A 25,015-nucleotide genomic window follows, 5' to 3' on the forward strand; every position below is an offset into this window, starting at 1 on the left:
GGCATCGTCAAAGACAATCAACGCCGATTTGCCGCCCAGTTCAAGCGAGACGCGCTGCATGCGGGCGGCGGCGGCGCGCATGACCGCCTGGCCCGCCGCCGTGCTGCCCGTGAACGAGACCTTGGCTACGCCGCGATGGGCGGCCAGTTGCGCGCCGACTTCACGGCCGCCCGCGACCAGATTGACAACGCCTTCGGGCACGCCAGCCGCCGTGACGATATCGACCAGCGCGCGTTCGGCCAGCGGCGTCAGCTCCGAAGGCTTGATGACCACTGTGCAGCCCGCCGCAAGCGCGGGCGCGAGCTTCCACGCCGCCGTCACGAGCGGGAAATTCCACGGCACGATCAGCGCGCACACGCCCACGGCTTCGTGGCGCACATCGGCTTCGAAGGCGTCATCGGGCAACGCGACCGGCGCGCGCTCGACCACGTCACCTTCGCGGCACAACTGCGCGTAGTAGCGGAAAGTGCCGGCGGCATCGCTCACATCGAGTTCGGCTTCGAAACGCGGCTTGCCGTTGCAACGCATCTGCAATTCGACCAGTTCACGAGCATGCGCTTCGATGCCTTGTGCGATGCTTTCGAGCCGTTCGCCCCGCTGCGCGACGCTCGCACTGCGCCAGCCGCGCAAGGCACGGGCGGCGGCGGCCACCGCATCGTCAACGTCGTCCGCAGACGCGCCCGACACGCGCGCATACGGCTGCGCGCTGCATGGATCGACGAGTTCGAGCGGTTCACCGGCGCCCTGACGCCACGCACCGTCGATAAACACGCCCGGCTCCGTCGCCAGCGCGACAGCGTTAATCGATTCGCGCTTCATGCGCACACCTCGCCTTCGGTTACTGCATCATGCACCGCTGCGCAGGCGTGCGGCGACAGGTGTTCGTGCACCGCCAGCCACTGGCCGCCGCGACGCGCGAACGCAATGGTCTCGCGTTCGTCGAGCGTTTCGCTGCCCGCGTGCGTCGCCACGCGAGTGCGCACGTTATGCACGAACAACGCCACGTCGCCGATGCATTGCACGCCGCGCGAGCGCGATTCGCAGCCCAGCACGCGAAAGCCGTCCTCGCGCTCCCATTGACGCCACAGCGCCTCGTAGGCCGCGCGCGTGGGCAGCGGCTCGCTGACGTGGTGAAAAACAAAGCTCGCGTCGGGCGCGAAAGCCGCGAAATAGGCGTCGCGATCGTGGCGCGCGAAGGCGTCGATCAGCGCATCGGCTGCGGCCAGCACCTGGGTTTCAGTATCGCGTTCGGTCTCGCTCATGAACACTCTCCGTGGAAATCGTCTGTTATGTCTTTTTAATTCGGATGGCGAATCATCTGGATTCGCCCAGGTTCATGCACGCTTAGGCGCGATACGCGACGCCCGGCAGTACGCACAACATTTCGAAGGCCAGATTCGCGGCGAGCAGCGCGGTGGTGCCCTGCGGGTCATAAGGCGGCGAGACTTCCACCAGATCCGCGCCAACCAGATTCAGCCCGCGCAGACCGCGAATGATTTCCAGCCCTTGCGGCACGGTCAAACCGCCGATCTCGGGCGTGCCCGTGCCCGGCGCGAAGGCCGGATCGAGCCCATCGATATCGAAGCTCAGATACACGGGGCCATCGCCCATCTGCTCGCGCACTTCCTTCATCAGCGTTTCGAGCGAGCGGTTCCAGCACGCTTCGGCCTGCACGACGCGAAAGCCCTGATCGCGGCACCAGTCGAAATCGTCAGCGTGATAGCCGGTGCCGCGCAGGCCGATCTGCACCACGCGATCGCAGTCGAGCAGGCCCTCTTCCACCGCGCGGCGAAACGGCGTGCCGTGAGCGATTTTCTCGCCGTACATGGTGTCGTTCACATCGGCGTGAGCGTCCACGTGAACCACGCCCACCTTGCCGTACTTCTTGTGCATCGCGCGCAGGATCGGCAGTGCGATGGTGTGGTCGCCGCCCAGCGTCACCGGCTTGCAGCCGCCCGCGATGATGCCGTCGTAGGCCGTTTCGATATCGGCGATCGCCTTGTGAATGTCGAAGGGATTGATCGCGACGTCGCCAATGTCGGCCACCTGCAGCGAATCGAACGGCGCGGCGCGCGTGGCCATGTTATAGGGCCGCAGCAGCACCGATTCAGCGCGGATCTGGCGCGGGCCAAGGCGCGCGCCGTTGCGGTTGGAAGTGCCCAGATCGAACGGCACGCCGACGAAACAGGCGTCCAGCCCCGCGCTCGTGGCGGCGATCGGCAGACGCATCATCGAGGCGATGCCGCCAAAGCGCGGCATCGCGTTACCCGAAAGGGGCTGGTTCAGCGTGGTGTTGTGGGAATCGTTCATATCCGTAAAAACCCTGTAAACATCGATCGGAACAGTGGGTTCAAACCCAATGCTGGCAATGCTAGAGGGAAATATTTTTGGATAAAATGATGCCCTGATGATGTTTACATCGACCCGCATCAATGTAAGAGGTGTCCGATGCTCGCCAACCTGACCGATTTCGACCTGCGGCTGATCCGCGTTTTCCTCGCCGTCGTCGATGCACGCGGCCTGACCGCCGCCCAGGCCGCGCTCAACGTGGGGCAATCGACCATCAGCACGCAGTTGTCGTCGCTCGAAACGCGGCTGGGCTTCCGGCTATGCGAGCGCGGGCGCGGCGGCTTCAAGCTCACGGCCAAGGGCGAGCGCTTCGCCATGTCGGCGCGGCGGCTGCTGGTGGCCGCCAACAGCTTTTGCGCCGAAGCCGCGAATATGGACCGCCAGCTCGTGGGCGAGCTGAATCTGGGCCTGATCGGCCATACTCCGTTCAGCCAGAATGCGCGTATCAGCGACGCGATCGCGCGCTTTCGTCAGCGCGACCAGGCGGTGCGCTTCAATATCCAGATCCGCTCGCCGGGCGAACTGGAGGAGCAGGTGCTCAACGGCAAGGTGGATATCGCCATCGGCTATTTCTGGCATCGCGTGCCGAGCCTCGATTACACCGCGCTCTTCATCGAGCGCCAGTACGCCTATTGCGGCGCACGCCATCCGCTGTTCGAGCGCGCGGGCGAAGCCGATGCCGTGGGCGCCGATGAAGCCGCCGCCTGCGAATGGGCGTGGCGCAGCTATCCGCTACCCGAAGCGCAGCACTCGACCCACGAGCGCAACGTCACCGCCATCGCCGACAACATGGAAGCCGTGGCGCTGCTGATTCTTTCGGGCCATCACCTGGGGTATCTGCCGGTTCACTTCGCCAAGCCGTATGTCGATGGCGGCTTGCTGCGCGCGGTGAATCCGGCGGCGCTGCGCTATGACGTGACGTTCCATATGGTCACGCGCCGCGCGCCGCATGCGGGCGATATCCAGCGCGCGTTTATCGACGATCTGCGCGCCGTGCATTTGAACGAGATGGCGCCGGAGGCGGCGGTGTAGCGTCGTCGCATAGGATGAGCCATATCAGGTCATGGCGACACACACCCGCGCTAACATAGTGCCCCCGCGCGTGCCTTGCGTTTGATTCGCAACCTATTCGCGACATGCGCGGTATTACGTGTGTGTATGTTCAACCAGGACTCACGATGAAACTCTATTTTTACCCGGGCGCCTGCTCACTCGCTTCGCATATCGTGGCGCGCGAAGCGGGCCTCGACATCGAACTCGACAAGGTCGACTTCGCAGACAAAAAGACGGCAAGCGGCAAGGATTTCCGCGCCATCGCCCCGAAGGGTGCGGTGCCCGCGCTTGAACTCGACAATGGCGAGTTGCTCACTGAAGGCCCGGCGATCATGCAGTATCTGGCCGATCGCAATCCCGCCAGCGGTCTCGCACCCGCTTACGACACGCTCGCGCGCTATCGTCTGCAGGAGATGCTCGGCTTCATCAGCACGGAAGTGCACAAGCGCTATTCGCCGCTCTTCGATCCGAATACGCCCGCAAGCGTGCGCGCCGATTCCATCGCCGCATTGCAGCGTCAATACGCCCTGCTGGAGAAGCGCCTGGCCGAACATCAATGGCTGGTCGGCGACCAGTTCACGGCGGCGGACGGCTATCTGTTCACCGTGACCAACTGGGCCTCGCACGTTGGCGTCGATCTGTCCGCGTTCCCGGCTGTGCTCGCGTTCCACAAGCGCGTGGCCGCGCGCCCCGCCGTGCAGAAAGCGATGGTCGCGGAAGGGTTGATTGCGCAGTAGTCAACCCGGCGCGGGACAGCGGCGCACGCTGCATCCGCACCGTCCAGGCGCCCTCTGCGCGCCTGCGCCATTTCCTCTACACTGTCCCGCCTGAGCGTGTTTCGCGCCGCGCGCATCGCCGCGTGGCGCGGGCCGCCCCCTCATTCAAGCCTCGTTACAGGACAGCCCATGAGCGATCTCAACGCCTTCCCCATTGCCGCAAAGTGGCCAGCGCAGCATCCCGAACGTATCCAGCTCTATTCGCTGCCCACGCCCAACGGCGTGAAGGTGTCGATCATGCTCGAAGAGACGGGCCTCGCCTATGAGCCGCATCTGGTGCGCTTCGACACCAACGATCAGCTCTCGCCCGAATTCGTTTCGCTGAACCCCAACAACAAGATCCCCGCGATCATCGATCCGCACGGCCCGGATGGCGAACCGCTCGCGCTGTTCGAATCGGGCGCGATCCTGATCTGGCTCGGCGACAAGACCGGCCAGTTCCTCGCGCGCGAAGGCCGCGAGCGTTACGAGACGATCCAGTGGCTGATGTTCCAGATGGGCGGCATCGGGCCGATGTTCGGCCAGCTTGGTTTCTTCCACAAGTTCGCGGGCAAGGAGTATGAGGACAAGCGTCCGCGCGACCGCTATGTGGCCGAATCGCGCCGCCTGCTGGGCGTGCTGGAGACGCGTCTGGAAGGCCGCGCATGGCTGATGGGCGAGCACTACACGATCGCCGATATCGCCACGTTCCCGTGGGTGCGCAATCTCGTGGGCTTCTACGAGGCGGGCGATCTGGTCGGCTTCAAGGATTTCCCGAACGTGCAGCGTGTGCTCGAAGCCTTCGTCGCGCGTCCGGCCGTGAAGCGTGGCCTGGAAATTCCAGCCCGCAATTGATACGGGCTTGATGCGCCGTCATGGCGCGGACTTCACGCGCGCGAGCACCGCATCGGATACTTCGCTTGCCGCGCGATCGACGGTCTTGCGCTGGTCGCCGCGCGCCATCACGAACTTCGCTGCGGCCACGTAGGGATTGAGCGCGATGGCAGCTCCAGCGCCCGGCTTCGACGCGCTCGAACGGCTCTCGACGACCTGATAAAGCGGCGCGGGCGTCTGCTTCGACAGATCGTCCACGGCCACCGCCAGATCGACTTCGTTCGCTCCCGCGCCGAAGCCCACTATCGCGCGCCGCAAGCGGTTGCCTTCATCGACATCGAGAAACACGCCGCGTACCAGCCAGCCCTGCGCAGGCGGCGTGGCGCCGGCGGGCAGACGACGTGCGTCGAGTCCCGCGCGGCGCAGATCGGCCACCAGTGCCTGCGCCATCTGCTCGACGATGTCGCTCGCGCGCGTGCCCGTTTTGTCCCGACGCAGTAGCGGTCGCGGCAGCAGCCCGCCCGCCAGGCGCCGGGCGTTGTCGACCGGGTTTTGATCGGCGGTGACGCTGGCATCGTCCAGTTCGAAATCGCTCACGTACACGATGCCTGCATTGCCAGCCGTCTGTTGGGCAAACACGGGCGATGCCGCCAATGCCAGCGTCGCCATGCAGAACTTTCTGCGGTCGTTCATCGCGCATGTCTCCGAAGTTTGGGATCTATCATAGCGGCCATGCCGCAAACCCTTGCCCTGCTTGATCGCGCCCCGAAAGCCCCAAGCGATTCCGGGTAAACTGAACGTATGGACACATGCCAATACTGCGGAAAAATGCGCGACGAGTGGGATTGCCACGGTCAGGCCTGCCGCAACGCGATTGCGCGTGCGCTGCGGCGTCAGCGTCAGGGCCTGCCGATGGTGGCCAACGTGATCCGCAACGAGATTCCCCCTCACGCCAGCACGGGTGAAGTCATCAGCGTGCTTTCGCGCCAGCGCAAACGCGCGCGGCGCGGCAACGAAGAGCGGCGCGAGCGCAAGGCGCTGGAAAGCGCGGATAACGTCGGCGGCCTGGACAACGTCTGAACCAGCGTGTGCACGTGGGCATTCACAGCCCCTCTATCTGCTGGCCGAACGCTGCGCAGATGCGCCTGACTGCCTCGATATCGTGTGGCACCGGCAGCGCCGCCATCGCCCGGAAGAAACCATCGTGACGGGCCGGCGACGCCACCAATAGCATGCGGGCGGGCATCGTCGTGCGATTCGTAAAGCCGTGCAGGTCACCACGCGCCACCGCGAGTGCCTCGCCCGCCGCTATCGCGCGCACGCCCTCCCCCAAGCGGAATTCGAGCGCGCCTTCCAGCATCACGAAGGTCTTGTCCTCATCGATCGAACGGTGTGCGGGTGCACCGCCTCCAGGCGCCACGCGCATGTCCATGATCGTATAGGGCGCCTCGCTGCTCATGCCAGCGATGACGCGTGACTCCATTCCTGCGAAGCACAGCACGTCCTGGCTGTCGATGATTCCGGTCTGCATTTAAAGGCTCCGTGTGTGTTGAGAGCCTTTAGTCTGCCCGCGCGCGGCGCGCACGATAAGCCCGCTAGAATGGCGAGTCCCGCCAACGGGATGGACAATACGACAACTCCGGGACAAAGCAGGACCATGGATATCAACGGCTGTCTTGCCTTCGCCGCGGTCGTGGAAAGCGGCTCGTTCGCCGCCGCGGCGCGCGAACTGGGCCTGCCGCGCTCGACCGTGAGCGCACGCGTTGCCGCGCTCGAAGCACGCCTGGGCGTGCGCCTGTTGCGCCGCTCGACGCGCAGCGTCGCGCTCACCGACGATGGCGAGGCCTGGTATGCGAGCGTGGGCGGCGCGATCGCCACGCTGCGCGAAGCCGAACGCCGCGGCCTGCCCGGTGCGCGCGCATTGAGCGGCACGATCCGGCTATCCGTACCGCTCGATTTCCCCGAAGCGCTGCTGGCCGAGGCCATCGCCACGTTTCTCGCGGCGCATCCTCACGTGCGTATCGACGTGCATCTGGGCAATGAAGTCGTGGATTTCGTCAGCGGGAATGTCGATCTGGCGATTCGCGGCGGCGCGCCGGGTGGCAACGAAGCCGTCGCGCGACGCATCGCCGGCTTCAGATTCGGGCGCTTTGCGAGTCCCTCAACCGCCGCGCAATCCCCTGCCGATACGCTGGCATTCGCAACGCAATTGCCCAAAGCGAACGGCAGCGCCGCGCGCGTGCAAGCCAACAGCTTCGCGCTGCTCAAGCAACTGGCGATACATGGCGCAGGCGTGGCGGAATTGCCCGCGCATCTGTGCGCCGACGCGCTCGCGTCAGGTCAGTTAATCGAAATGGGAACCAGCGCTGGCGAAGCGCAGGAAGTGGGCCTTTTCATCGTCTACCCCTCGCGTCGCGATATGAGCGCGCGCGTGCGCGCCTTTGCGCAGCATCTGATCGCCACGCTCGAAACACACTACTCAGGATAGCGAAGCAAATTTAGCGCTTGCGCCGATAGTGAATCTGCGCGGGCACCTGGAGCGACTCGGGCGGCGCGTCGCCTTCGAGCAGCGAGAACACACAGCGCAGGCTATGCGCGGCCAGTTGCGCGCTGTCCTGCACGATGGCGTCGATGCGCAGCGGCAGGCAGTCGAGCAATTGATGATCGTCGAAGGTCATCAAACGGCCCGGCGATTGCGCGAGCGCGTTTGCTTCGTTGACGTACTGCAGCACACCTTCGAGCAAGGTGATCGAACCCGCGAACAGCGCCTCGGGATAGCGGCCATGCGCCTCGAACCACGCTTTCATGAGCGCATAGCCCGATTCGCGCTGATAGTCGCGCTGGAACACCCAATCGGCCTGCTCTTCAAGACCATGCGTTTGCAGCGCCTGCCGATAACCCGCCAGACGGTCCCGGCTTGCCGACAGCTCGGGCTGGCCGCCGAAATACACCACTTCGCGTGCGCCCTGGGCGAAGGCCTCGCCCACCAGCGTCGCGACGGTTTCCGTGGCATCGGTAATCACAAAGGGAATCGCGCTGGTTTCCACGCGGCGGTCGGCGAAAACCAGTGGCAGGCGCTTGACCCATTTTTCATAGCGCGGCGCGTCGGCGGTGCATGGCACCACCACCAGACCGTCAACCTGATGCGAGACCAGATGCGCAATGCCCTCGGTCTCGCGCACGGGGTCTTCGTCGCTCGTCACGATCACCAGTTGATAGCGGTACTGCTCGCGGCATTGCGATTCCATCGCCTGCGCGAGCGCCGCGTGCGCCGAGTTGGTGAGATCGGGAATCACGAGTCCGATCGTGTTGCTGCGCCGCGAGCGCAACGACCGCGCCGACTGCGAAGGCGTGAAGTGATTTTCCCGCGCCACCTGCAGCACGCGTTCGACCGTCGCTGCCGATATGCGGTAGCGCTCGGCATTGCCGTTGAGCACCATGCTGGCCGTGGTGCGCGACACCTCCGCGAGGCGGGCAATGTCGTCGATGGTCAGACGCTCGAACTGGGACACGCGGGCTTCCTGGTGACGTGGGAGTGGATCGGGAACGCTAGGGGACGCGGCTGCGTGAAAGCGTACAACAGAATGGCGCGCCCCGTAATAAAAACGAGGCGCGCCGCGCTTATTGCCAGATTTACGGCGGCCGTATTACGGCCGCGTTGCTACTTTCCTGCCAGCTTATTGCTGCTTGTACAGGTTCAGCGGCACGGGGATGAACTTGTCGACCGTCTGGCCGTCCGCGAGCTTCTTCGCGGTCTGCACGCCATACTGGCCAATCAGTTCCGGTTGCTGCTGCACGGTCGCGGCCATCTGGCCGGCCTTGACGGCGGCGATCGCGTCGTCGGTGGCGTCAAAGCCCACCACGGCCACGTTCTTCAGGCCCGCTGCCTGCAGGGCCTTGACCGCGCCCAGCGCCATCTCGTCGTTCTGAGCGAACACGCCCTGGATGTCCTTGTTGCTCTGGATGATGTTTTCCATCACCGAAAGACCCTTGGCGCGGTCGAAGTCGGCCGGCTGCTTCGTGGCGATCTTCACGCCGCCCTTGGCTGCGATTTCATCGTCGAAGCCCGCGCCGCGCTCGTTGGCCGCCGACGAACCCGGAATGCCCTGCAGTTCAACGATATTGCCCTTGCCGCCGAGCTTGTCGGCCAGGAAGTCGGCTGCCATCTTGCCGCCTGCCTTGTTGTCCGAGGCGATATGCGAGCTGACTTCCGCACCGTTCACGCTACGGTCAAGCGAGATCACCTTGATGCCCTTGCTGGTCGCTTCCTTGACCACGTTGGCCACCGCCGACGAATCGGTCGGGTTGATCAGGATGACGCTGACTTTCTTCTCGATCAGGTCTTCGACGCTGGCCTGCTGTTTGGCCGGGTCGTTCTGTGCATCGACGGTGATGAGCGTGACGCCGTCCTTCTGCGCCTCGTCTTCTGCGCCCTTCTTGAGCGAGACGAAGAACGGGTTGTTCAGCGTCGAGACCGACAGGCCCACCGTGAGCGCGCCCGATGCCGGAGCCGCTGCCGATGCGCCGCTGGCGCCCGCGTCTGACGAGCTGCCCGGACCTTCCTTCGAGCAGGCCGCAAGGCCCAGCACGAGCGAGCCGGCGACAAGTGCCGAAAACAGTCGGGAAAGCTGGAAAGGCTTGTTCATAGTCTTCCTCCTCGTTTTTAATGTGTGGAGAGTGGATCGAAAATCATCAGGATTACTACCAAATCTGGATCGAAGCATCGCGCGAAAACGGCGCGCGATGCGGGAAAGCTATTGATGCGGTATTACGACGACTTCTTGTTGCCGCGGTCGATCAGCACGGCAAGCAGGATCACGCCGCCCTTGATGACCTGCTGGTAGAACGACGACACGTCCAGCAGATTCAAACCGTTATTGAGCACGCCGATCAGCAGCGCGCCCACCAGCGTGCCGAAGATCCAGCCGCGTCCGCCCGTGAGGCTGGTGCCGCCCAGCACGACTGCGGCGATCGCGTCCAGCTCATAGCCCGTGCCCGCGGTCGGCTGCGCCGAGTTCAAACGCGACGTCAGCACCACGCCCGCGAGCGCCGACATCACGCCCGAAATCGTGTAGACCCACAACTGGATGCGATCGACCTTCACGCCCGAAAGCTTGGCCGATTCCGCATTGCCGCCCGTCGCGTAGATGTGACGGCCAAACACGGTCTTGCGCAGCAGCACCCAGAACGCGGCGAACATCACCAGCATCAGCACGACCGGAATCGGCACGAGGCGCGCAACATAGCCGCCACCGAGCAGCGAGAAAAAGTCGCTGTTAAAGCTGCTGATCGGGCTGCCGTTGGAGACGACCAGTGCGAGGCCGCGCAGCACCGTCATTGAGCCGAGCGTGGCGATGAACGGCGCGACCTTGCCCTTGCTGATGACGATACCGTTGGCGAGTCCCATCAGGCCGCCTGCGGCAAGGCCCGCAACTGTCGCGACCAGCGCATTCGTGCCGGAACTAAGCAGCGTGGCGATGATGACGGACGACAACGCCAGCACCGACCCTGCCGATAGATCGATGCCGCCCAGCAGGATCACGAGCGTCATGCCAAAGGCAATCAGCGCGTTGATGGACGCCTGACGCATTACGTTAAGCAGATTGTCGAGCGTGAGGAAGTTGGGGCTCACGATCGACAGCGCCACTGCAATGATCAGCAGTGCGATGAATGGTCCGAGCTTTTGCAGCGTCGCCCGGCTGCCGGGGGTCATGGTGAGTTGCGACATGGAATGTCTCGCTTGGGTTGCCTGGAATGAGGTGTGAGCGCCTTGCGCCGTGCGGTCCGTTCAGACCGCTGCGGTTTCGGTTGCGGCTGCCGCTGCGTGACCGCCGGCTGCGGCGGTCATGATCTGTTCCTGGGTGGCCGTCGCGGCTTCGAAAAGCCCGGCCTGGCGCCCCTGATGCATCACGAGGATGCGGTCGCTCATGGCCAGCACCTCGGGCAGTTCGGACGACACCATCACGATGGCCACGCCCTGCTCCGCGAGCTGGTTGATGATCGTGTAGATTTCGGCCTTGCCGCCCACGTCCACGCCGCGCGTGGGTTCGTCGAGCAGCAGCACCTTGGGCGGCTTCGCGAGCCACTTGGCGAACACCACCTTCTGCTGGTTGCCGCCCGAGAGCGACTTCACGTCGAGTTCCGCATCGCGCGTGCGTACGCGCAACTGCTTGATGAGGCCGTCGACAGCGCTGCGTTCGGCCTTCTCGTTCACGAAGCCCAGCTTCGCGTAGCTGTCCAGATGCACCAGCGTGGCGTTCTCGCGCACCGACATGCCGAGCACGAGCCCCTGGCGCTTGCGGTCTTCCGTGACAAAGCCAATGCCTGCGCCAATCGCGCTGGACGCATCGCGCACGTCAAGCGGCTGGCCATCGAGCGTGACCGTGCCCGCCGTCCTGCGGTTCATGCCGAACAGCGTGCGCAGGATTTCGCTGCGTCCCGCGCCCATCAGGCCCGCGATGCCCAGCACCTCGCCCGCGCGCACGTCGAACGTGATGCCGGAAACGTGGCCTTCGTCGGCCAGGTCCGTCACGCGCATGCGCACGTCGCCCGGCGTATGGCTGCGCTTGGGAAAACGCTCACCCAGTTCGCGCCCGACCATCAGCCGGACGATCTCGTCGAAATTCGTTTCGGGAATGGCGCGCTCGCCCACGAAGTGCCCGTCGCGCAGCACGCTGATCCGGTCGCAGATGCGGAAGATTTCTTCCATACGATGCGACACGTAGACGATCGCCACGCCGCTCGACTTGAGCGACTGCATGATCTCGAACAGCGTGTCGATCTCGCGATTGGTGAGCGCGGCGGTCGGCTCGTCCATCACCAGCACCTGCGCGTTCAGCGACAGCGCCTTGGCGATTTCCACGAGCTGCTGCTGGCCGATCGAAAGATGACCCGCTTCGGTCTGCGGGTCGATGCGCTGCGCGCCAACCTTGTCGAGCCACTTGCGCGCTTCACGGCGCATCGTCGCGATATCGACCATGCCGAAGCGGTGCGGCTCGCGCCCGAGAAACAGGTTCTCCATCACCGTCAGTTGCGGGATGAGGTTGAGTTCCTGATGGATGATGGCGATGCCGGCGCGTTCGGCTTCAACGGTATTGCGGATCGTCGCCGCCCGGCCGTCGATGAGAATCTGGCCAGCGTCGGCCTGATAGACGCCGCTGAGGATCTTCATCAGCGTCGATTTGCCGGCGCCGTTCTCGCCCATCAATGCGTGGATCTCGCCCGCCTCGATATGGAAATCAACGCCTTCGAGCACACGCACCGGACCGAACGCCTTGCCGATGCCCTGCATCTTCACTTGCATCATGGACCTCCTAGAAGATCACGCCCGAATGCAGGATCACATTCGCATAGGGACTGCATTCACCGGTGCGGATCACCACCTTGGCCTCGCGGCAACGGCGCTTGAACTCTTCGTGCGGCACTTCTTCGATGGCGATCTGCGCGCCAGCCATTTCGCGGCTCTTCGCGACCACGGCCGCGTTGTGCGTCTGCGCTTCGCTTGCAAACACGGCACGCTCCGCCTTGAAATCGGCGAGGATGCTGTCGAGCACGTCGAAGAAGCCCGGCACGCCGAGCGTGAGCGAGACATCGATACATTCGACGCCCGCCGGAACCGGCAGACCGCAATCGGCAATCACGAGGCTGTCGGTATGGCCCATGCCGGCCAACACGCGCGCGATGTCGCGATTCAGGTGTCCTTGTTTTTTCATTACTCTTATTGCTTGAAGCGGTTTGCTTTACTGCGGCGACTGCGGGTCTTGCTGCGCCAGAAACTGTTCGAGTTCAGCGAGCGTGGGCATGCCGCCCTGCGCGCCTGCACGCGTCACGGAAAGCGCACCGGCCGCGTTCGCGCGCCGCACCGCCTCGCCGATGCCCAGATGCCAGAACGCCGCCATCGCGCCGTTGAAGGTGTCGCCCGCGCCGGTCGAATCGACGGCCTCGACCACGAACCCCGGTTGATGCACGAGCGCGCCGTCGGCGTGCGTGAAGTACGCGCCGTCCTTGCCATGCGTCATCGCAATGCGCCCTGGCATGCGCGCAAGCACTTCGGCCCACCAGCCCGCAGGTGTCTGCAACGCGGTAGCGAGTTCGTGTTCGTTCGGCGTGAGCAGCGTCGTGAGCGAAACGAGTTCGTCGCTCAGCGCAACCGCGGGTGCGGGATTGAGGAAAAAAGCCTTGCCGAGTTCGCGGGCGCGGCGTGCTGCGTGCAGCACGGTTTCCATCGGCACTTCGAGCTGGGCGAGGATGACGTCGGCTTGCGCGAAGGCGTCGCTTGCGCGGTCGATATCGGCAGGCGAGAGTTCGTTGTTCGCGCCCGGCACGACGATGATGGCGTTATCGCCGCCTGAGAGCGTGATCGACGCCACGCCGGTCGCTTCCCCGCCGGTGCGGATGTGACTGACGTCGATACCTTCGCGTGCGAGCGTTTGCTTCATCTGCTCGCCGAACGCATCGGCGCCCACGCAGCCGACCATCGTGACATCGGCGCCCAGACGCGCAGCGGCAACCGCCTGATTGGCGCCCTTGCCGCCAGGGAAGGTCGAAAACCGCGTGCCGAACAGCGTTTCGCCCAGACGGGGAAACGTATCGGTCGCGACAACCATGTCCATATTGATGCTGCCCACCACTACCACGCGCGCCATGGCACTCCTCGTCACCGCTTGCGGCCCGCCTTGCTTCTGCATTTTTAACCGTTTGGTTAGTACTGCGGCGGGCCGTGAATTTTTACCGTGCTAAAACGTACTCAGCTTTGGAGCGCAGTTATACCAGAGTCATAACGCATGGGAAATAGCCCCAGGGTATAACCCGATATGTCGGAAGAAATGGGGATCGGTGAAAGAAACGCGCCTAGAAACTGATGGTCGCGGTAACACTATCCGTGTAGTTGCCGGGCTGTGGCGTGCCCTGCGCAGGCACCACGCCGTACATCGTAAAAGAAGTGGTATTGCCGGAACCGGTTCCATTAACTGTGCTCGTGCCGCCCGTTCCATCGCCCCATGTCGTTGTGTGCTGCGAATCCGAGTAGATCTGATAACCGACCGTGGCGTTGCCGCCCGATAACACCATCGTGCGCGCACCCACCTGATTGCTCGTTCCGCCGTTCAGGCTGATCTTGAAGGCGTCGCCGCTGGTGCATTGCGCCGTGATCGTGCCGGTGGCGGACAACGCGCTGCTGAGCACGCCGGCGGTCGGGAACACGATGTTGCTCGCGCTGATGTTGCAGTTGTTGGTGACGTTGGCCGACGCGGTGAACACGAGCCCCCCGCCGCTCGTGGTCAGCGACGAGCAGCCCGGCGGCCCGAGAATCCCAAGCAGGTAATAGCCGTACATCAGCGAGCTGTCCGCGCTGCTGAAGGTGTGCGAATACGTGGTGTCGGCGTTATTCGTCGTTGGCACGGTGGGCTGGTTCTGCGCGATCTGCCCGTAATACGGTATCGACACCGTGGCGCTGGTGCCGAGCAACGGCTGCTGGATCGACACCGATATCGGCGTGCTCGCCGTCGACGTCGATCCCCATGAGATCGAACGCCCCTGGTCGCTATAAAGATCGTATTGCAGCGTCGCGGTGCCGCCCGCTTGCGTCAGAAAGCGCGGCTGCGTAGCGCTCAGGTTCAGGCACACGAGCGCAGTCGGAGAGAGCGACACCACGGTCCAGTAGCAGGTCACGTTGATCGTCCCCGAGCCATTCACGGCGGCGCGCGTAATCGGGCTGATGGTGCCAAAGTTCATTGGCGAAACGGTCGCCGTGCAGGTCTGCGCGTGCGCGCGGCCCGGCATGAGCGTGGTCAGCACGCAGAGCAGGATGCTGGCAAACAGCATCGCGAGACGATGGCGGGAACGGCTCATGGTCAATCTCCGGAAACGGTCTGGCACGCGAGCGGGCCGTAAGTCGGCAGCGAGCCGTCGGTCGGGCGCACGTAGCGGAAGTTCGTCGCGCAATGGATGGCGCCCTTGCTGCTGGTCGCCGTCACGCTCAGATGGTTATCGGTTTGCAGGTTTTCGATGAACGTCAGGCCGTCGTAGCCGACGATGGTGTCCGTGCCGCTTTCTTCGTGATGCACGCGCGCGCCGGGCGGCAGATACGCGCCGTCCGGCCCGCGCAGAATTACCGAAGCCGCGCGATACTGCGTGACCTTGAAACTGGCGAGCACGCCCGATTGCGATTGCGGCACGACGTTCGCGCGCGTGGCGGCGATATGGGCCTCGGCGGGCAGGCCCATGCTGTCCACACTGATGAGATTGTTCTGATACGCGTTGAGATCGGGCACCAGCAGATGGCCATGCGAATCCGTCGTGCCGATAACGCGGTTTTCATGCAGCACGGGCACGCCCGCCAGGCCATCGGTCGACACCAGCGCGAAGCCGTCGTCGATGCGGCGCGCGGGCAGCGCCGCGCCGTCCATCACCACCAGCGCACCGGTAACGTCGAGCGATCCGGCCACATGACCATCCAGTGCCTGGCCAAGCGCCGTGACCTGGCCGTAGCGGCCCAGATACTGCAATTGTCCCTGCTGATAGTGCGAAGCGTTGCTGCCGCCGTCCTGCACGGTCCAGCCCCAGCCGCCGTCGTAGTCCGGCGCGCGCGACGCGTTGACGTTCCAGGTGCCCTCGCCGTTCTGGCGGCCCGCACTGGCGTTGATCGAGGTCTTGTTGCCAAGCCCCATGCTCGCGCTCAGGAACACGCCTGACGAACTGCGCGACGAGAAATCGCGAAACGCCGATACGCTCAGCGACACCAGGTTACGCAAACTCACCGTGTAGGATACCGAACCAATGTGCGATGACACCACATCCGGATAGCGATAGCCGATGTAGCTGAGCGCGACCGTCTGACTGCCAGGCAAGGGCACGCTCAGCGTGGCGCGGTCGGTGGCGAGCGGCACCGGCGAGCCGTCGCGCGCGGCCAGATCGCCGTAATGACGCGTGGCGCGCAACGTGCTCAATTCCACGGAAAACGCCTGCGTGATGAACTGATAGCCCAGCCCCACCTGCGCGCCCGTGAGATGCCCCGTCGATCCCGCCAGCGAACCGTTGATCACACCCAGTTGGCCGATACGCACGAGCGCGCCTGCGCCTGCGTTATAAAGGCCGCCCGTGACTTCCGCGTGCGCCTCCACAGTCAGGCGGTCGCTGATGCCGTGCCGCATCGATGCGCTCGCAACGGGTTGCGAATCGTAGCTGAACGACTCCACGCCGTAATCGCGCCGCAGAAAGCCCGCCTCGGCGGAGTAGCTCGACAGCCCCGCCGCCAGCAAACGCGTATCGATATAAAGCGGCACCGTGGTTGCCACTGCGCGCCCCAATGGATCGCGCGTGATAACGGTGGCCTCGCCCGCGCCCGTGATACCGGGCACATTGCTGATGACAAACGGGCCGCCCGGCACGGAGCCGGAAAACTGCCTCACATTATTCACGTAGAGATCGACCGACGACGGCACCACCGCGGAACCCGCCAGCGACGGCACCGGAAAGGTGACCAGATCGGGCCGCAGCGCGAAGTTGCTGCGCCACTGCACACCGCCAATGCGCAGCGAGCGGCTCCAGTCCAGCGACGAGGAGATCGTGTCGCCCACCTGCGTGGTTGTGAGCGTGGTCGGGTTGGAGGTCTGCCACGAGGTATCGAAGCGCACGTAACGGTGCATCGTGTGATAGAGGTAGGCGGTGCCCGTGTTGCTAAGCACGCCGTGCGCGTCGAAGTAGCGCTCCTCCGACCACAGCGCGGACTGGGTACTACCGGCGTCTTCCACGTAGGCGTCGTAGTTGAAGACGAAACCCCGCGAAGCACTGGCTGGAGGCGCTTTTTCGAGCGCACGCGTATCGAACACATAGGCTTTGCGCAGGTCGTCGGGCGCTTCGATCGCAATCGACTGGGTGGTTTCGTCGTAGCGATAATGCAGGCCCGGCAGGCTGTCGAGCGCGATCTCGGTGTTGGCGGCTTTCGCTGGCGTACCCATGGGTAGGTCCGGCACGCGCAAACCGATCGTGTCGAGATCGGCGGCTTCGGCGTAGAGGCGGCCGTCGCGTTGGCGGAAATGTGCGATCAGCGCGGTGCGATCGCCATTGAGCGTGACTTCAAGGTAGAGGTCGCTTTGCGGCGGCAGCGCGCCCCCACGAGCATGACCGGCAAGCGAGGCATTGGGTTCGGCGGGCGGATTGAGCACGGTGTCGGGCAGGACGGCGGGGTTGCGGTTCGATGACGTATCCGTTGCGCTCGCCGCCTGCTGCGCGCGCGCGCACGTTTGCGCGACGAAGAACAGTGCGGCAGCGAGGGCAATCGCCTTGAACTCTTGAGCATTCCCACGCTTTAAGCGCCGCGTCAATTGATTGGCAATCCTTTTCGAGTGAATCAGGCCGATAGATACCGCATCGTAGGGAGCAGGCGGTGCGCAAGACATGATGGAACAGGAGGCAGGCCATACAACGCGCGCAGGCTCACTGCCCGCCCGGCACCTGAACGCGGGCAGGAAAGCCAGGCACGAACGCTATGAAGGCGCCTAGTGGCTCAACACAGCCGCCTCGACCTGCTGCGCGTTGACGGCGGCGCGGATCTTGAGCGGCCCGCTGAGATCGGCAGAAACGGGCAGCGCGAGCGGCCACTGATGCATCGACCCGGCCAGCGCATAACCGAGCAGTCCCTTGTTGATGGGGATAGCATGGCCCGCGCCATCGACGATCTCGACGCCCGCGATCTGCGCGCGGCGGCCGCCCGTATTCGCGACTTCGAGCGTCCAGCCCGCGTCGCCACGATGCAGACGCCAGGCGAGATTCGGCTGGCCAGTCGGACCGCTGCCCGGATCGATGAACACCGGCACCGAATAGCGCAGCCGGATCGCCACGCCGTTGGACGGCGTGGCGTCGGGTTCGGGCAACTCGTCGATCAGGATGCGATAGCTCTGCTCGACATTGCTCGCGGCCGGCGTCGTGCGCACGAGGCGCACGAGTTGCTCTGAACCCGCGGCGATCTCGATCAGCGGCGGACTGGCGACTACGTCCTGGGTGGGCGTCAACGCGTCCTCGCCGCCCGTCTGGCTCCAGCGAAACACACGCACCTGGCCGTAGATCGGCTTGCCGCCCGAATTGCGCAGAGTGAGGCCCGTAGCGTTGGCGTCGGCGGCCAGATCCACCATCACGGGCGAAATCTGCAGCGTGGCGGCCTGCGCGGCGCTAATGCCAGCAGCAACCGTAGTAATGGCAACCACGCCATACAACGCGAGATTCAGGAAGCGATTGAGCACGCGCATGGTGTCCCCCCGCGTTTAGCGTTTAGAAGTACACCGTTGCGGTGACCGTCGTCTGGTACGTGTCGGGACGCGGCGTCGCCTGGATGGGAATCTGCCCGTATACGGCGAGTGTCTGCACGCTGCCAGAGCCCGTGCCGCCCACCGTGTTGGTGCCCTGCGTATTGCCCCAAACGGTGGTGTGCCCCGAATCCTGATAGAGCTGGAAGCCCACCGTGGTCGAGGTATTGCCGCTCGCGGTGCCCGCCAGCAGACGGTTGGTCACGGTCGAGCCGCTCACCGTGCCGCCGTCGATACCCACGTTATACGGCGTGGTGTTGGTGCAATCGACGGCCACTGTAGTTTGCTGGTTGAGCGCCGTCGTCAGCACGCCATTGGTGCCGAAGTTCAGCGGATTCGCGCTGATCGTGCAGTTCGCCTGCAAGGTCAGCGATACGGTGAAGGTTGCCGTGGCGGTTCCGTTCGAATAAGTCGCGGCATCGGCGAACGATGGCATCGGCCCCGTAATCAGCGCGACGATCAATGCGCCCGTCAGGAGTTTGTGTTTCATTGCTTCGGCCCTCTCTCAGGCTTTCGCGCCTTTTAGCGACGCGTTGTGTTTGACTACTCCGGCTTTGATCGAGGTGGCCCTGCGAGACTCGTCCGGTTTTCAATACGCCCGCAAATCAAAACGATTGCTGACGCATCTATTCAAGGTTTACGGCGTGCGCAATTTTTTCCTGAAGAAAAGCGCATCTTGCTGCTCTGTTTTTTATGGAATTCTAAGGAGCTATCATCGATACGTTTCATCGATCAGACGTGATTTATACGGGCATATCGGCAAATTGCTTCGCAGTCCGCGAAAATGACTGAATATTGCAATATGCCGCGCGCATGGCGAGAACCGCACACCGCTTTGTTGAGCGCGAGATCAGGTCCTGAAAAGCCGGGTAAATCAGAAAAAGTTACTGTCCGGGAAAGCCCTGCGGCATGCGATTATCATGTCGCTTGAAAATGCATATCGAAGTCGCGCTATGCGCATTGCAACGCAAACGTGTGCGCAAAATATGGAGGTCGTCTTGAACGATGTGAATATGCTGATCGCGCTGTCCGGCGTGTTGTTTTTAAGTGTCGCGAGTCCCGGACCGAATTTCGTCATCGTCACGTCCACGGCTGTCGCTTCGCGGCGCGCCGGTTTGATGACGGGTTTCGGACTGGCCGCGGCGTCGGGCACCTGGGCATTGGCCGCGATTGCGGGACTCAGTCTGATCGTCGCGCAGGCCGTGTGGATCGCCGTCACGCTGCGGTTTGCGGGGGCGTTTTATCTGATCTGGCTCGGCATCAAAATGATTGCAAACGCGCGTAGTGCATTGCCCGTTGCGGCAATGAGCACGAGCTCGGGTTGGCATGCCGCGAAGAAGGGCTATATGGCCAGCATGACGAACCCCAAAGCCATCGCCTTCTACGGCAGCATTTTTGCGTTGATGGTGCCCACGCATGCGCCGGTGTGGTTCGACGTGACGGTCGTCGCGCTCGCCATCGCCATTTCGTGCGCGTGGTATTGCTCGATGGCGCTGCTCGCCTCGCATCCTGCCGTGCGCGGCGTGCTCGTGCGGCGCAAGGCCGTGCTCGACAGGGTGGCCGGCACGCTGCTGGTTGCGGTGGGCGGGCGCATGCTGGCCGGGCGTTAGGGCTCGTCCCCTCTCACATCGCGATCACGCCCCATCGCCAGTGCGCTCGGCAAAAACCCGCAAAGTGGCCTAAACTGGCGCCCTCGAACATCGCGGCGGCCAGCGCGTCGCCGCTCAATCCGGTTTTTTCAGGTATTCACCCATGTTTTCGCTTTCCGACGCCCTGCCCGCAGACAAATCCGCCCTCTACGAGACGCTCGCCGCCCAGGCGCGCTCGCTGATCGAGGGTGAAGCCGATGCGATCGCGAACGCGGCCAACTTCTCGTCGCTCGTGTTCAACTCGCTGGAAGGACTGAACTGGGCCGGCTTCTACTTCTTCGACGGCAAGGAACTCGTGGTCGGCCCGTTCCAGGGCAAGCCCGCCTGCGTGCGTATTCCGCTTGGCAAGGGCGTGTGCGGCACCGCAGCGCAGACGCGCGAAACCCAGGTCGTGCGCGATGTGCACGAATTCCCGGGCCACATTGCCTGCGATTCGGCTTCGCAGTCGGAAATCGTGGTGCCGCTCGTCGCGGCGGACGGCTCGCTGATCGGCGTGTGGGACGTGGACAGCCCGAACCTCGCGCGCTTCGACGAGGAAGACGCCAAAGGCATGACCGAACTCTGCCGCGTGTTTGTTGAATTCGGCTGGAACAAGGCCGCGCGCTAACCACCTTCCCGCGCCTTCAGCGATAAAACGCCGAAGGCGCGACGCCAAAATGCCGCCGGAACATTGCGGCGAACGCGCTCTGGCTCGCATAGCCGTGATCGAGCGCCACATTCACGATCTTCTCCCCGTGCGCGAGGCGCTCCAGCGCCAGGAAGAGCCGCGCATGCTGCCGACAGCGCCCGAGCGTCATGCCGGTTTCGCGCAGGAAGGCGCGGTGCAGCGTGCGCTCCGCCATGCCTAGATCGGCGGCCCAGTGCGCCACTTCGTGGGCGGCCTCGGGCGCGGCCACGATCGCATCGCACAGCCGCCGCAGACGCACGTCCGCAGGCCACGGCAGGTACAGCGGCAGGCGCGGAATCACCGCCAGTTCGGCCAGCAGCAGACGCATCAGCCAGTCGTGACGGCTGCCGGCCGCGTAGTCGAGCGGCACGTCCACGGCCGCAAGAATCAGTTCGCGCAACAACGGCGGCACATCCACCACGCAACTGCCCTGCGGCAGCCCGCCAACCGCGCCCGGCTCGACGAAAACGGTGCGCATGCATACGTTGCCACTCATGCGCACCGTATGCTCCAGGCCCGCATCGAGCCACACCGCCCGCGTGGGCGGCACGACCCAGCGGCCCGCCTGGGCCTCGATCAGCATCACGCCTTCGATCGCGTAAAGCAGTTGCGCGCGCCGGTGCCGATGCGTGGCAATAAAGGCGCCGTGCGGATAATCGGCGGCCATCGCCGCGACGGGCATGGGCGTGTCCTCGAAGGGAACATGGATGTCGGCGGGCGGCGTGGCGATCATGGCGCGAGTTCAGTAAGCATGGCATTTTTGCGATATCTTTTGCCATTTTAGCGCGCGACGGGCGCAGCGCTGCGCCCGCATCATCGTGGCTCTTTCAGCCATCGTGAGAACCGACGCAATGCCAGCGACGCCAACCGCCCCCGCCGCTCCCCACTTCGCCCCGCGCCACGCGCTGTTCCCCCTCGTCGCCATCCTGCTGTGGTCCGGCAACGTGATGGTGTCGCGGCTCTCGGCGCACACCATCGATCCGTACGCCATCACCTTCTGGCGGCTCGTGCTGGCCGTCGCGCTGATGAGCCTGTTCGTGCCCGCCGCCGCCTGGCGCAACCGCGCCGCGATCCTGCCACAACTGCCGAAGCTCGCCTTTCTCGGCCTGCTCGCCATGGCGCTGTTCCAGTGCCTGTCCTACGCGGCCGCCAAAACCACCACGGCGACCAACATGTCGATCATGACCGCGCTCGTGCCGCTGCTCACAATGCTGCTCTCGGTCGCCCTGCTCGGCGAGACGCCCACGGCCGGTATGGCCTGCGGCGGCGTGCTGTCGTTCGCGGGGCTGGTCTGGCTCATCACGGCGGGCCATCCTGCCGCGCTGCTTGCGGGCGGCGTCCATGCGGGCGATCTGCTGATGCTGGTCGCGGCGCTCGCTTACGCGCTCTACGGCGTGTTGCTGCGGCGCTGGCATGTGGGCCTGCCGTCGTGGCAATCGACGTATTTTCAGGCCATCGCCGCGCTGCTGTTCATGCTCTTGCCGCTCTCGCGCCTGCCGCTGGCCGAAGCGCTGCCGAACCGCGCGAGCCTGCCGCTGATCGCCTACGCGGGGTCGCTCGCCTCGGTTGTGTTGCCGTACTTCTGGATGCAGGGTGTCAAGCATCTGGGACCGAACCGCTGCAGCATGTTCATGAACCTGCTGCCCGTGTTCACGGCGGCGCTGGCCGTGAGTGCATTCGGCGAACGCCTGCATGCGTATCACCTGCTGGGCGGCGCCACGGCGCTCGCGGGCGTGATGCTCGCGCAGACGTGGCGCGCGCCGTTGGCATGGCGGCGCACGCAGCCGCGCGGCGTGATCGATACGAACGCGGGTTAGCGATCCGCCCCATCACGCGAAGCAGACCAATACAAAGGATTACGAAACATCCTTAGATTTCAGGAAATCGACGAAGGCCCTGAGCGGCGCGGGCACGTGACGGCGGCCCGGATAGTAAAGGAAAGGTCCGGAAAACTCAGGCCACCAGCCGGTTAGCAGCGGCACGAGCGCGCCGCTTTTGAAGTGCGGCGTGAGCATGTCCTCGAACAGCGCGACCACGCCCGCGCCGCGCAACGCCATTTCCATGACCAGATCGAGTGAAGCCGCGGGCTTCACCACCAGTTGGCCCGGCGGATCGAGGCGCAGAGTCTCGCCGTCGCGATGGTATTCCCAGAGCGCCATCGCGCCGCCCGCGAAGCGGATACGCAAACACGCGTGCCCGAGCAGATCGCGCGGATGCTCCGGCACGCCGCGCGCCGCGAGATAAGCCGGCGACGCCGCCGTGGCGAAGCGCTGCGTGCGCGGCCCGATCGGCAGCGCAATCATGTCCTGATCGAGCCGCTCGTCGTAGCGGATGCCGGCGTCACAACCCGCCTGCAGCACATCGACGAAACCGTCTTCCACGATCACTTCCACACGAATTTCCGGGTACGCCTGCGCGAACGGCGTGAGGATCGGCGGCAGCACGTTGCGCGCCACATTGGCCGGCACGTTCAGGCGCAGCACGCCGGCCGGGCGGTCGCGATAACCGTTGAGCACGTCGAGCGCGGCTTTCATCTCCGCGAACAGCGGCGTAATGGTTTCGAGCAGGCGCTGCCCCGCCTCGGTGGGCGCGACACTGCGCGTGGTGCGGTTCAACAGGCGCAGGCCGAGCTTCGTTTCGAGCCGCCGCACCGCCGTGCTCAGGCTCGACGCCGATACGCCGCCCGCACGCGCAGCATCGCGAAAGCCGCCCGCGCGCGCGACGGCGGCAAAGGCGGCCAGATCGTTCATCTCGAACGCGAGATTCGGCTGGGCGGGGCTTTCCGGACGATTTTCCTGATTCATGGCGGCAGAATTTTAGGCATGAAGCGACCCCCTCATTGTGCAAAATTTCGCACAACCCGTGCGGATCGACTGGGATTATCTAACAGCGCGACTGCGCCCATACTGGCGTCATCCCTTTTCGAGGAGAACGCAATGTCGCAACCGACAAAATCCCCCGCACGCACCTTCCCGCTGGCTGGCCGCACCGTCAACCGCATGGGCTATGGCGCCATGCAGCTTGCCGGTCCTGGCGTGTTCGGGCCGCCGAAGGACCGCGCGCAAGCGGTCGCGGTGCTGCGCGAGGCGCTCGCGCTGGGCGTAAACCACATCGACACGAGCGACTTCTATGGTCCGCACGTCACCAACCAGATCATCCGCGAGGCGCTGCACCCGTACCCCGCCGAGCTCACGCTCGTCACCAAGGTGGGCGCGGTGCGCGACGACAAGGGCGCCTGGCTGCCCGCGCTGGAACCCGAAGACATCGAGCGCGCCGTGCACGACAACCTGCGCAATCTGGGTCTCGAAGCGCTCGATGTCGTGAACCTGCGCATCATGGGCGACATCCACCAGCCGTCGGAAGGCCCGATCGAGCGCCAGATGGAAGCGCTCGCGACGCTGCGCCAGCGCGGTCTCGTGCGCCACATCGGCATGTCGAACGCGACGGCGAAGCAGATCGCCGACGCAAACCGCATCGCGCCGATCGTCTGCGTGCAGAACCATTACAACCTGGTCAATCGCGCCGATGACGCACTGATCGACGCCCTCGCCGCACAGGGCATCGCCTACGTGCCGTTCTTCCCGCTTGGCGGCTTCACGCCGATCCAGTCGTCGGCGCTTTCGGATATCGCGCAATCGCTCGACAGCACGCCGATGACGGTCGCGCTCGCCTGGCTGCTGCATCGCGCACCCAATATCCTGCTGATTCCGGGCACATCGTCGCTTGCTCACCTGCGCGAAAACATGCGTGCCGAGACGCTGGAACTGAGCGCGGACGTGCTCGCGCAACTCGACGCGATCGGCAAGACTGCGGGCTGAATAACGGGCTGAATTCGGGCTGAACGGCGAACTGAGCGCCGCCGCACACGCGGGTATGGGCCTTGCGTGCAGAATGGGGCCAGCGTGACTTCGAAGTGAATGTCGCGCGACTCGCGGAGGACCCGACGATGCCAGCCATCCACCTGCGGCGGCGTGCCCGTGCGGCGGCGCTCGCCGTGGCCTGCGTGGGCGTTGCGCCAGCCGTGCAAAGCGTCCACGCCGCCGGGAAGTTCGACGGCTCCTGGAGCGTCACGCTCACGTGCCAGACCGGCCCGGACGGCGCTTACAGCTACACCTTCCATTTCCCGGCGACAGTCGTGGATGGCGTGATGCACGGCGAGCGCGGCGACAAGGGCCGCGGCGGCTGGTTCATGCTCGACGGGAAGATCGAGCCCGACGGTAGTTCCATGCTGATCGGCCAGGGCCTGACAAGCGCGCCAGGCTATTCGGTCGGTCATCTGGACCCGCGTACGCCCTACGAGTACACCGTGAGCGCCCATTTCGACCCGACTTCGGGCACAGGCTCACGCACCACCACGCGTCAGTGCGACTTTGTGTTCGTGAAGCAGTGACGGCGCGTTCCCGCTGA

At 64.5% G+C, this 25,015-nt stretch carries 27 protein-coding genes; 10 read left to right on the forward strand and 17 right to left on the reverse strand.

Annotated elements, in window-relative coordinates; translation table 11 throughout:
• The 3 genes from VG320_RS20025 to speB form a co-directional block, all read right to left on the reverse strand.
• The coding region (locus VG320_RS20025; protein ID WP_327201810.1) for an aldehyde dehydrogenase family protein at window positions 1-819 on the reverse strand (819 nt) is incomplete at its 3' end.
• Entirely contained in the window at window positions 816-1,262 is a 447-nt protein-coding gene (locus tag VG320_RS20030) for a nuclear transport factor 2 family protein (RefSeq protein ID WP_327201811.1), read from the reverse strand. The genes VG320_RS20025 and VG320_RS20030, both read right to left, overlap by 4 nt.
• An 82-nt stretch (window positions 1,263-1,344) precedes the next feature.
• Entirely contained in the window at window positions 1,345-2,310 is a 966-nt protein-coding gene (gene speB / locus VG320_RS20035; protein ID WP_327201812.1) for an agmatinase, read from the reverse strand.
• A 138-nt stretch (window positions 2,311-2,448) separates the two neighbouring features.
• Here speB and VG320_RS20040 point away from each other — a divergent pair, with 138 nt between their 5' ends.
• From VG320_RS20040 to VG320_RS20050, 3 genes are all read left to right on the forward strand, one after another.
• Window positions 2,449-3,381, forward strand: coding sequence for a LysR family transcriptional regulator (locus tag VG320_RS20040; protein ID WP_327201813.1), 933 nt, complete (start codon window positions 2,449-2,451; stop codon window positions 3,379-3,381).
• Window positions 3,382-3,527: 146 nt separating this feature from the next.
• Window positions 3,528-4,139, forward strand: coding sequence for a glutathione transferase GstA (gstA, locus tag VG320_RS20045; RefSeq protein WP_327201814.1), 612 nt, complete (start codon window positions 3,528-3,530; stop codon window positions 4,137-4,139).
• A gap of 168 nt (window positions 4,140-4,307) precedes the next feature.
• Window positions 4,308-5,012 carry a glutathione binding-like protein gene (locus VG320_RS20050; RefSeq protein WP_327201815.1) on the forward strand — a complete coding sequence of 235 codons (705 nt, stop codon included), beginning with the start codon at window positions 4,308-4,310 and terminating at the stop codon, window positions 5,010-5,012.
• Window positions 5,013-5,030: 18 nt separating this feature from the next.
• On the opposite strand, the gene VG320_RS20055 is transcribed toward VG320_RS20050, so the two are convergent.
• A complete protein-coding gene (locus VG320_RS20055; RefSeq protein ID WP_327201816.1) occupies window positions 5,031-5,684 on the reverse strand; it encodes a DUF4410 domain-containing protein in 654 nt (217 codons plus the stop codon).
• 108 nt (window positions 5,685-5,792) lie between these two features.
• On the opposite strand from VG320_RS20055, the gene VG320_RS20060 reads away from it, so the two are divergent.
• Window positions 5,793-6,071, forward strand: a complete 279-nt coding sequence (locus VG320_RS20060; protein ID WP_327201817.1) for a hypothetical protein — start codon at window positions 5,793-5,795, stop codon at window positions 6,069-6,071.
• A 22-nt stretch (window positions 6,072-6,093) separates the two neighbouring features.
• Here VG320_RS20060 and VG320_RS20065 read toward each other — a convergent pair whose 3' ends face one another.
• Window positions 6,094-6,522 (reverse strand): cupin domain-containing protein, encoded by a 429-nt coding sequence (locus VG320_RS20065; protein WP_327201818.1) that lies wholly within the window; start codon window positions 6,520-6,522, stop codon window positions 6,094-6,096.
• Between the two features lie 126 nt (window positions 6,523-6,648).
• Here VG320_RS20065 and VG320_RS20070 point away from each other — a divergent pair, with 126 nt between their 5' ends.
• The gene (locus VG320_RS20070; RefSeq protein ID WP_327201819.1) at window positions 6,649-7,479 is read left to right on the forward strand and encodes a LysR family transcriptional regulator; all 831 of its coding nucleotides are present in this window, start codon (window positions 6,649-6,651) and stop codon (window positions 7,477-7,479) included.
• Between the two features lie 10 nt (window positions 7,480-7,489).
• Here VG320_RS20070 and VG320_RS20075 read toward each other — a convergent pair whose 3' ends face one another.
• The 10 genes from VG320_RS20075 to VG320_RS20120 all read right to left on the reverse strand — a co-directional run bounded on the left by VG320_RS20075 (window position 7,490) and on the right by VG320_RS20120 (window position 18,728).
• A complete protein-coding gene (locus tag VG320_RS20075; RefSeq protein WP_327201820.1) occupies window positions 7,490-8,503 on the reverse strand; it encodes a substrate-binding domain-containing protein in 1,014 nt (337 codons plus the stop codon).
• Window positions 8,504-8,668: 165 nt separating this feature from the next.
• Entirely contained in the window at window positions 8,669-9,637 is a 969-nt protein-coding gene (rbsB, locus tag VG320_RS20080) for a ribose ABC transporter substrate-binding protein RbsB (protein ID WP_327201821.1), read from the reverse strand.
• Window positions 9,638-9,759: 122 nt separating this feature from the next.
• Entirely contained in the window at window positions 9,760-10,719 is a 960-nt protein-coding gene (locus tag VG320_RS20085; RefSeq protein WP_327201822.1) for an ABC transporter permease, read from the reverse strand.
• Window positions 10,720-10,779: 60 nt separating this feature from the next.
• Window positions 10,780-12,297 (reverse strand): sugar ABC transporter ATP-binding protein, encoded by a 1,518-nt coding sequence (locus VG320_RS20090; RefSeq protein ID WP_327201823.1) that lies wholly within the window; start codon window positions 12,295-12,297, stop codon window positions 10,780-10,782.
• Window positions 12,298-12,304: 7 nt separating this feature from the next.
• A complete protein-coding gene (gene rbsD / locus VG320_RS20095) occupies window positions 12,305-12,703 on the reverse strand; it encodes a D-ribose pyranase (protein WP_327201824.1) in 399 nt (132 codons plus the stop codon).
• Between the two features lie 27 nt (window positions 12,704-12,730).
• Window positions 12,731-13,636 (reverse strand): ribokinase, encoded by a 906-nt coding sequence (gene rbsK, locus VG320_RS20100; RefSeq protein ID WP_327201825.1) that lies wholly within the window; start codon window positions 13,634-13,636, stop codon window positions 12,731-12,733.
• Window positions 13,637-13,841: 205 nt separating this feature from the next.
• Window positions 13,842-14,840, reverse strand: a complete 999-nt coding sequence (locus VG320_RS20105) for a spore coat U domain-containing protein (protein WP_327201826.1) — start codon at window positions 14,838-14,840, stop codon at window positions 13,842-13,844.
• 2 nt (window positions 14,841-14,842) lie between these two features.
• Entirely contained in the window at window positions 14,843-17,314 is a 2,472-nt protein-coding gene (locus tag VG320_RS20110) for a fimbria/pilus outer membrane usher protein (RefSeq protein ID WP_327201827.1), read from the reverse strand.
• Window positions 17,315-17,488: 174 nt separating this feature from the next.
• Complete coding sequence (locus VG320_RS20115) at window positions 17,489-18,235, reverse strand: fimbrial biogenesis chaperone (RefSeq protein WP_327201828.1); 747 nt, start codon at window positions 18,233-18,235, stop codon at window positions 17,489-17,491.
• Between the two features lie 22 nt (window positions 18,236-18,257).
• The gene (locus VG320_RS20120) at window positions 18,258-18,728 is read right to left on the reverse strand and encodes a spore coat U domain-containing protein (RefSeq protein WP_327201854.1); all 471 of its coding nucleotides are present in this window, start codon (window positions 18,726-18,728) and stop codon (window positions 18,258-18,260) included.
• 550 nt (window positions 18,729-19,278) lie between these two features.
• Between VG320_RS20120 and VG320_RS20125 the strand changes: the two genes are divergently transcribed.
• Both VG320_RS20125 and VG320_RS20130 read left to right on the forward strand, forming a co-directional pair.
• Window positions 19,279-19,902, forward strand: a complete 624-nt coding sequence (locus VG320_RS20125) for a LysE family translocator (RefSeq protein WP_327201829.1) — start codon at window positions 19,279-19,281, stop codon at window positions 19,900-19,902.
• A 142-nt stretch (window positions 19,903-20,044) separates the two neighbouring features.
• The gene (locus tag VG320_RS20130; protein ID WP_327201830.1) at window positions 20,045-20,548 is read left to right on the forward strand and encodes a GAF domain-containing protein; all 504 of its coding nucleotides are present in this window, start codon (window positions 20,045-20,047) and stop codon (window positions 20,546-20,548) included.
• Window positions 20,549-20,564: 16 nt separating this feature from the next.
• Here the strand turns inward: VG320_RS20130 and VG320_RS20135 are convergent, their stop codons facing one another.
• Window positions 20,565-21,341 (reverse strand): helix-turn-helix transcriptional regulator, encoded by a 777-nt coding sequence (locus VG320_RS20135; protein ID WP_327201831.1) that lies wholly within the window; start codon window positions 21,339-21,341, stop codon window positions 20,565-20,567.
• Window positions 21,342-21,459: 118 nt separating this feature from the next.
• On the opposite strand from VG320_RS20135, the gene VG320_RS20140 reads away from it, so the two are divergent.
• On the forward strand, window positions 21,460-22,425 hold the full coding sequence (locus VG320_RS20140; protein WP_327201832.1) for a DMT family transporter: 966 nt from the start codon (window positions 21,460-21,462) through the stop codon (window positions 22,423-22,425).
• Window positions 22,426-22,464: 39 nt separating this feature from the next.
• On the opposite strand, the gene VG320_RS20145 is transcribed toward VG320_RS20140, so the two are convergent.
• Complete coding sequence (locus VG320_RS20145) at window positions 22,465-23,412, reverse strand: LysR family transcriptional regulator (RefSeq protein ID WP_327201833.1); 948 nt, start codon at window positions 23,410-23,412, stop codon at window positions 22,465-22,467.
• A gap of 132 nt (window positions 23,413-23,544) precedes the next feature.
• On the opposite strand from VG320_RS20145, the gene VG320_RS20150 reads away from it, so the two are divergent.
• Window positions 23,545-24,426: an aldo/keto reductase family oxidoreductase gene (locus VG320_RS20150; protein ID WP_327201834.1), complete on the forward strand. Its 882-nt coding sequence runs from the start codon at window positions 23,545-23,547 to the stop codon at window positions 24,424-24,426.
• A gap of 128 nt (window positions 24,427-24,554) precedes the next feature.
• Window positions 24,555-24,998, forward strand: a complete 444-nt coding sequence (locus VG320_RS20155) for a hypothetical protein (RefSeq protein WP_327201835.1) — start codon at window positions 24,555-24,557, stop codon at window positions 24,996-24,998.
• Window positions 24,999-25,015: the final 17 nt, after the last annotated feature.

It is taken from the genome of Paraburkholderia sp., assembly GCF_035948235.1.
GTDB lineage: Bacteria > Pseudomonadota > Gammaproteobacteria > Burkholderiales > Burkholderiaceae > Paraburkholderia.

Bases quoted from the DNA above. Each gene is read 5' to 3' on its own strand.
- VG320_RS20030 (WP_327201811.1), bottom strand. From the start codon at position 1,262: ATGAGCGAGACCGAACGCGATACTGAAACCCAGGTGCTGGCCGCAGCC.
- speB (WP_327201812.1), bottom strand. From the start codon at position 2,310: ATGAACGATTCCCACAACACCACGCTGAACCAGCCCCTTTCGGGTAAC.
- VG320_RS20040 (WP_327201813.1), top strand. From the start codon at position 2,449: ATGCTCGCCAACCTGACCGATTTCGACCTGCGGCTGATCCGCGTTTTC.
- gstA (WP_327201814.1), top strand. From the start codon at position 3,528: ATGAAACTCTATTTTTACCCGGGCGCCTGCTCACTCGCTTCGCATATC.
- VG320_RS20050 (WP_327201815.1), top strand. From the start codon at position 4,308: ATGAGCGATCTCAACGCCTTCCCCATTGCCGCAAAGTGGCCAGCGCAG.
- VG320_RS20055 (WP_327201816.1), bottom strand. From the start codon at position 5,684: ATGAACGACCGCAGAAAGTTCTGCATGGCGACGCTGGCATTGGCGGCA.
- VG320_RS20060 (WP_327201817.1), top strand. From the start codon at position 5,793: ATGGACACATGCCAATACTGCGGAAAAATGCGCGACGAGTGGGATTGC.
- VG320_RS20065 (WP_327201818.1), bottom strand. From the start codon at position 6,522: ATGCAGACCGGAATCATCGACAGCCAGGACGTGCTGTGCTTCGCAGGA.
- VG320_RS20070 (WP_327201819.1), top strand. From the start codon at position 6,649: ATGGATATCAACGGCTGTCTTGCCTTCGCCGCGGTCGTGGAAAGCGGC.
- rbsB (WP_327201821.1), bottom strand. From the start codon at position 9,637: ATGAACAAGCCTTTCCAGCTTTCCCGACTGTTTTCGGCACTTGTCGCC.
- VG320_RS20085 (WP_327201822.1), bottom strand. From the start codon at position 10,719: ATGTCGCAACTCACCATGACCCCCGGCAGCCGGGCGACGCTGCAAAAG.
- VG320_RS20090 (WP_327201823.1), bottom strand. From the start codon at position 12,297: ATGATGCAAGTGAAGATGCAGGGCATCGGCAAGGCGTTCGGTCCGGTG.
- rbsD (WP_327201824.1), bottom strand. From the start codon at position 12,703: ATGAAAAAACAAGGACACCTGAATCGCGACATCGCGCGCGTGTTGGCC.
- rbsK (WP_327201825.1), bottom strand. From the start codon at position 13,636: ATGGCGCGCGTGGTAGTGGTGGGCAGCATCAATATGGACATGGTTGTC.
- VG320_RS20105 (WP_327201826.1), bottom strand. From the start codon at position 14,840: ATGAGCCGTTCCCGCCATCGTCTCGCGATGCTGTTTGCCAGCATCCTG.
- VG320_RS20115 (WP_327201828.1), bottom strand. From the start codon at position 18,235: ATGCGCGTGCTCAATCGCTTCCTGAATCTCGCGTTGTATGGCGTGGTT.
- VG320_RS20120 (WP_327201854.1), bottom strand. From the start codon at position 18,728: ATGCCATCGTTCGCCGATGCCGCGACTTATTCGAACGGAACCGCCACG.
- VG320_RS20125 (WP_327201829.1), top strand. From the start codon at position 19,279: ATGGAGGTCGTCTTGAACGATGTGAATATGCTGATCGCGCTGTCCGGC.
- VG320_RS20130 (WP_327201830.1), top strand. From the start codon at position 20,045: ATGTTTTCGCTTTCCGACGCCCTGCCCGCAGACAAATCCGCCCTCTAC.
- VG320_RS20135 (WP_327201831.1), bottom strand. From the start codon at position 21,341: ATGATCGCCACGCCGCCCGCCGACATCCATGTTCCCTTCGAGGACACG.
- VG320_RS20140 (WP_327201832.1), top strand. From the start codon at position 21,460: ATGCCAGCGACGCCAACCGCCCCCGCCGCTCCCCACTTCGCCCCGCGC.
- VG320_RS20145 (WP_327201833.1), bottom strand. From the start codon at position 23,412: ATGAATCAGGAAAATCGTCCGGAAAGCCCCGCCCAGCCGAATCTCGCG.
- VG320_RS20150 (WP_327201834.1), top strand. From the start codon at position 23,545: ATGTCGCAACCGACAAAATCCCCCGCACGCACCTTCCCGCTGGCTGGC.
- VG320_RS20155 (WP_327201835.1), top strand. From the start codon at position 24,555: ATGCCAGCCATCCACCTGCGGCGGCGTGCCCGTGCGGCGGCGCTCGCC.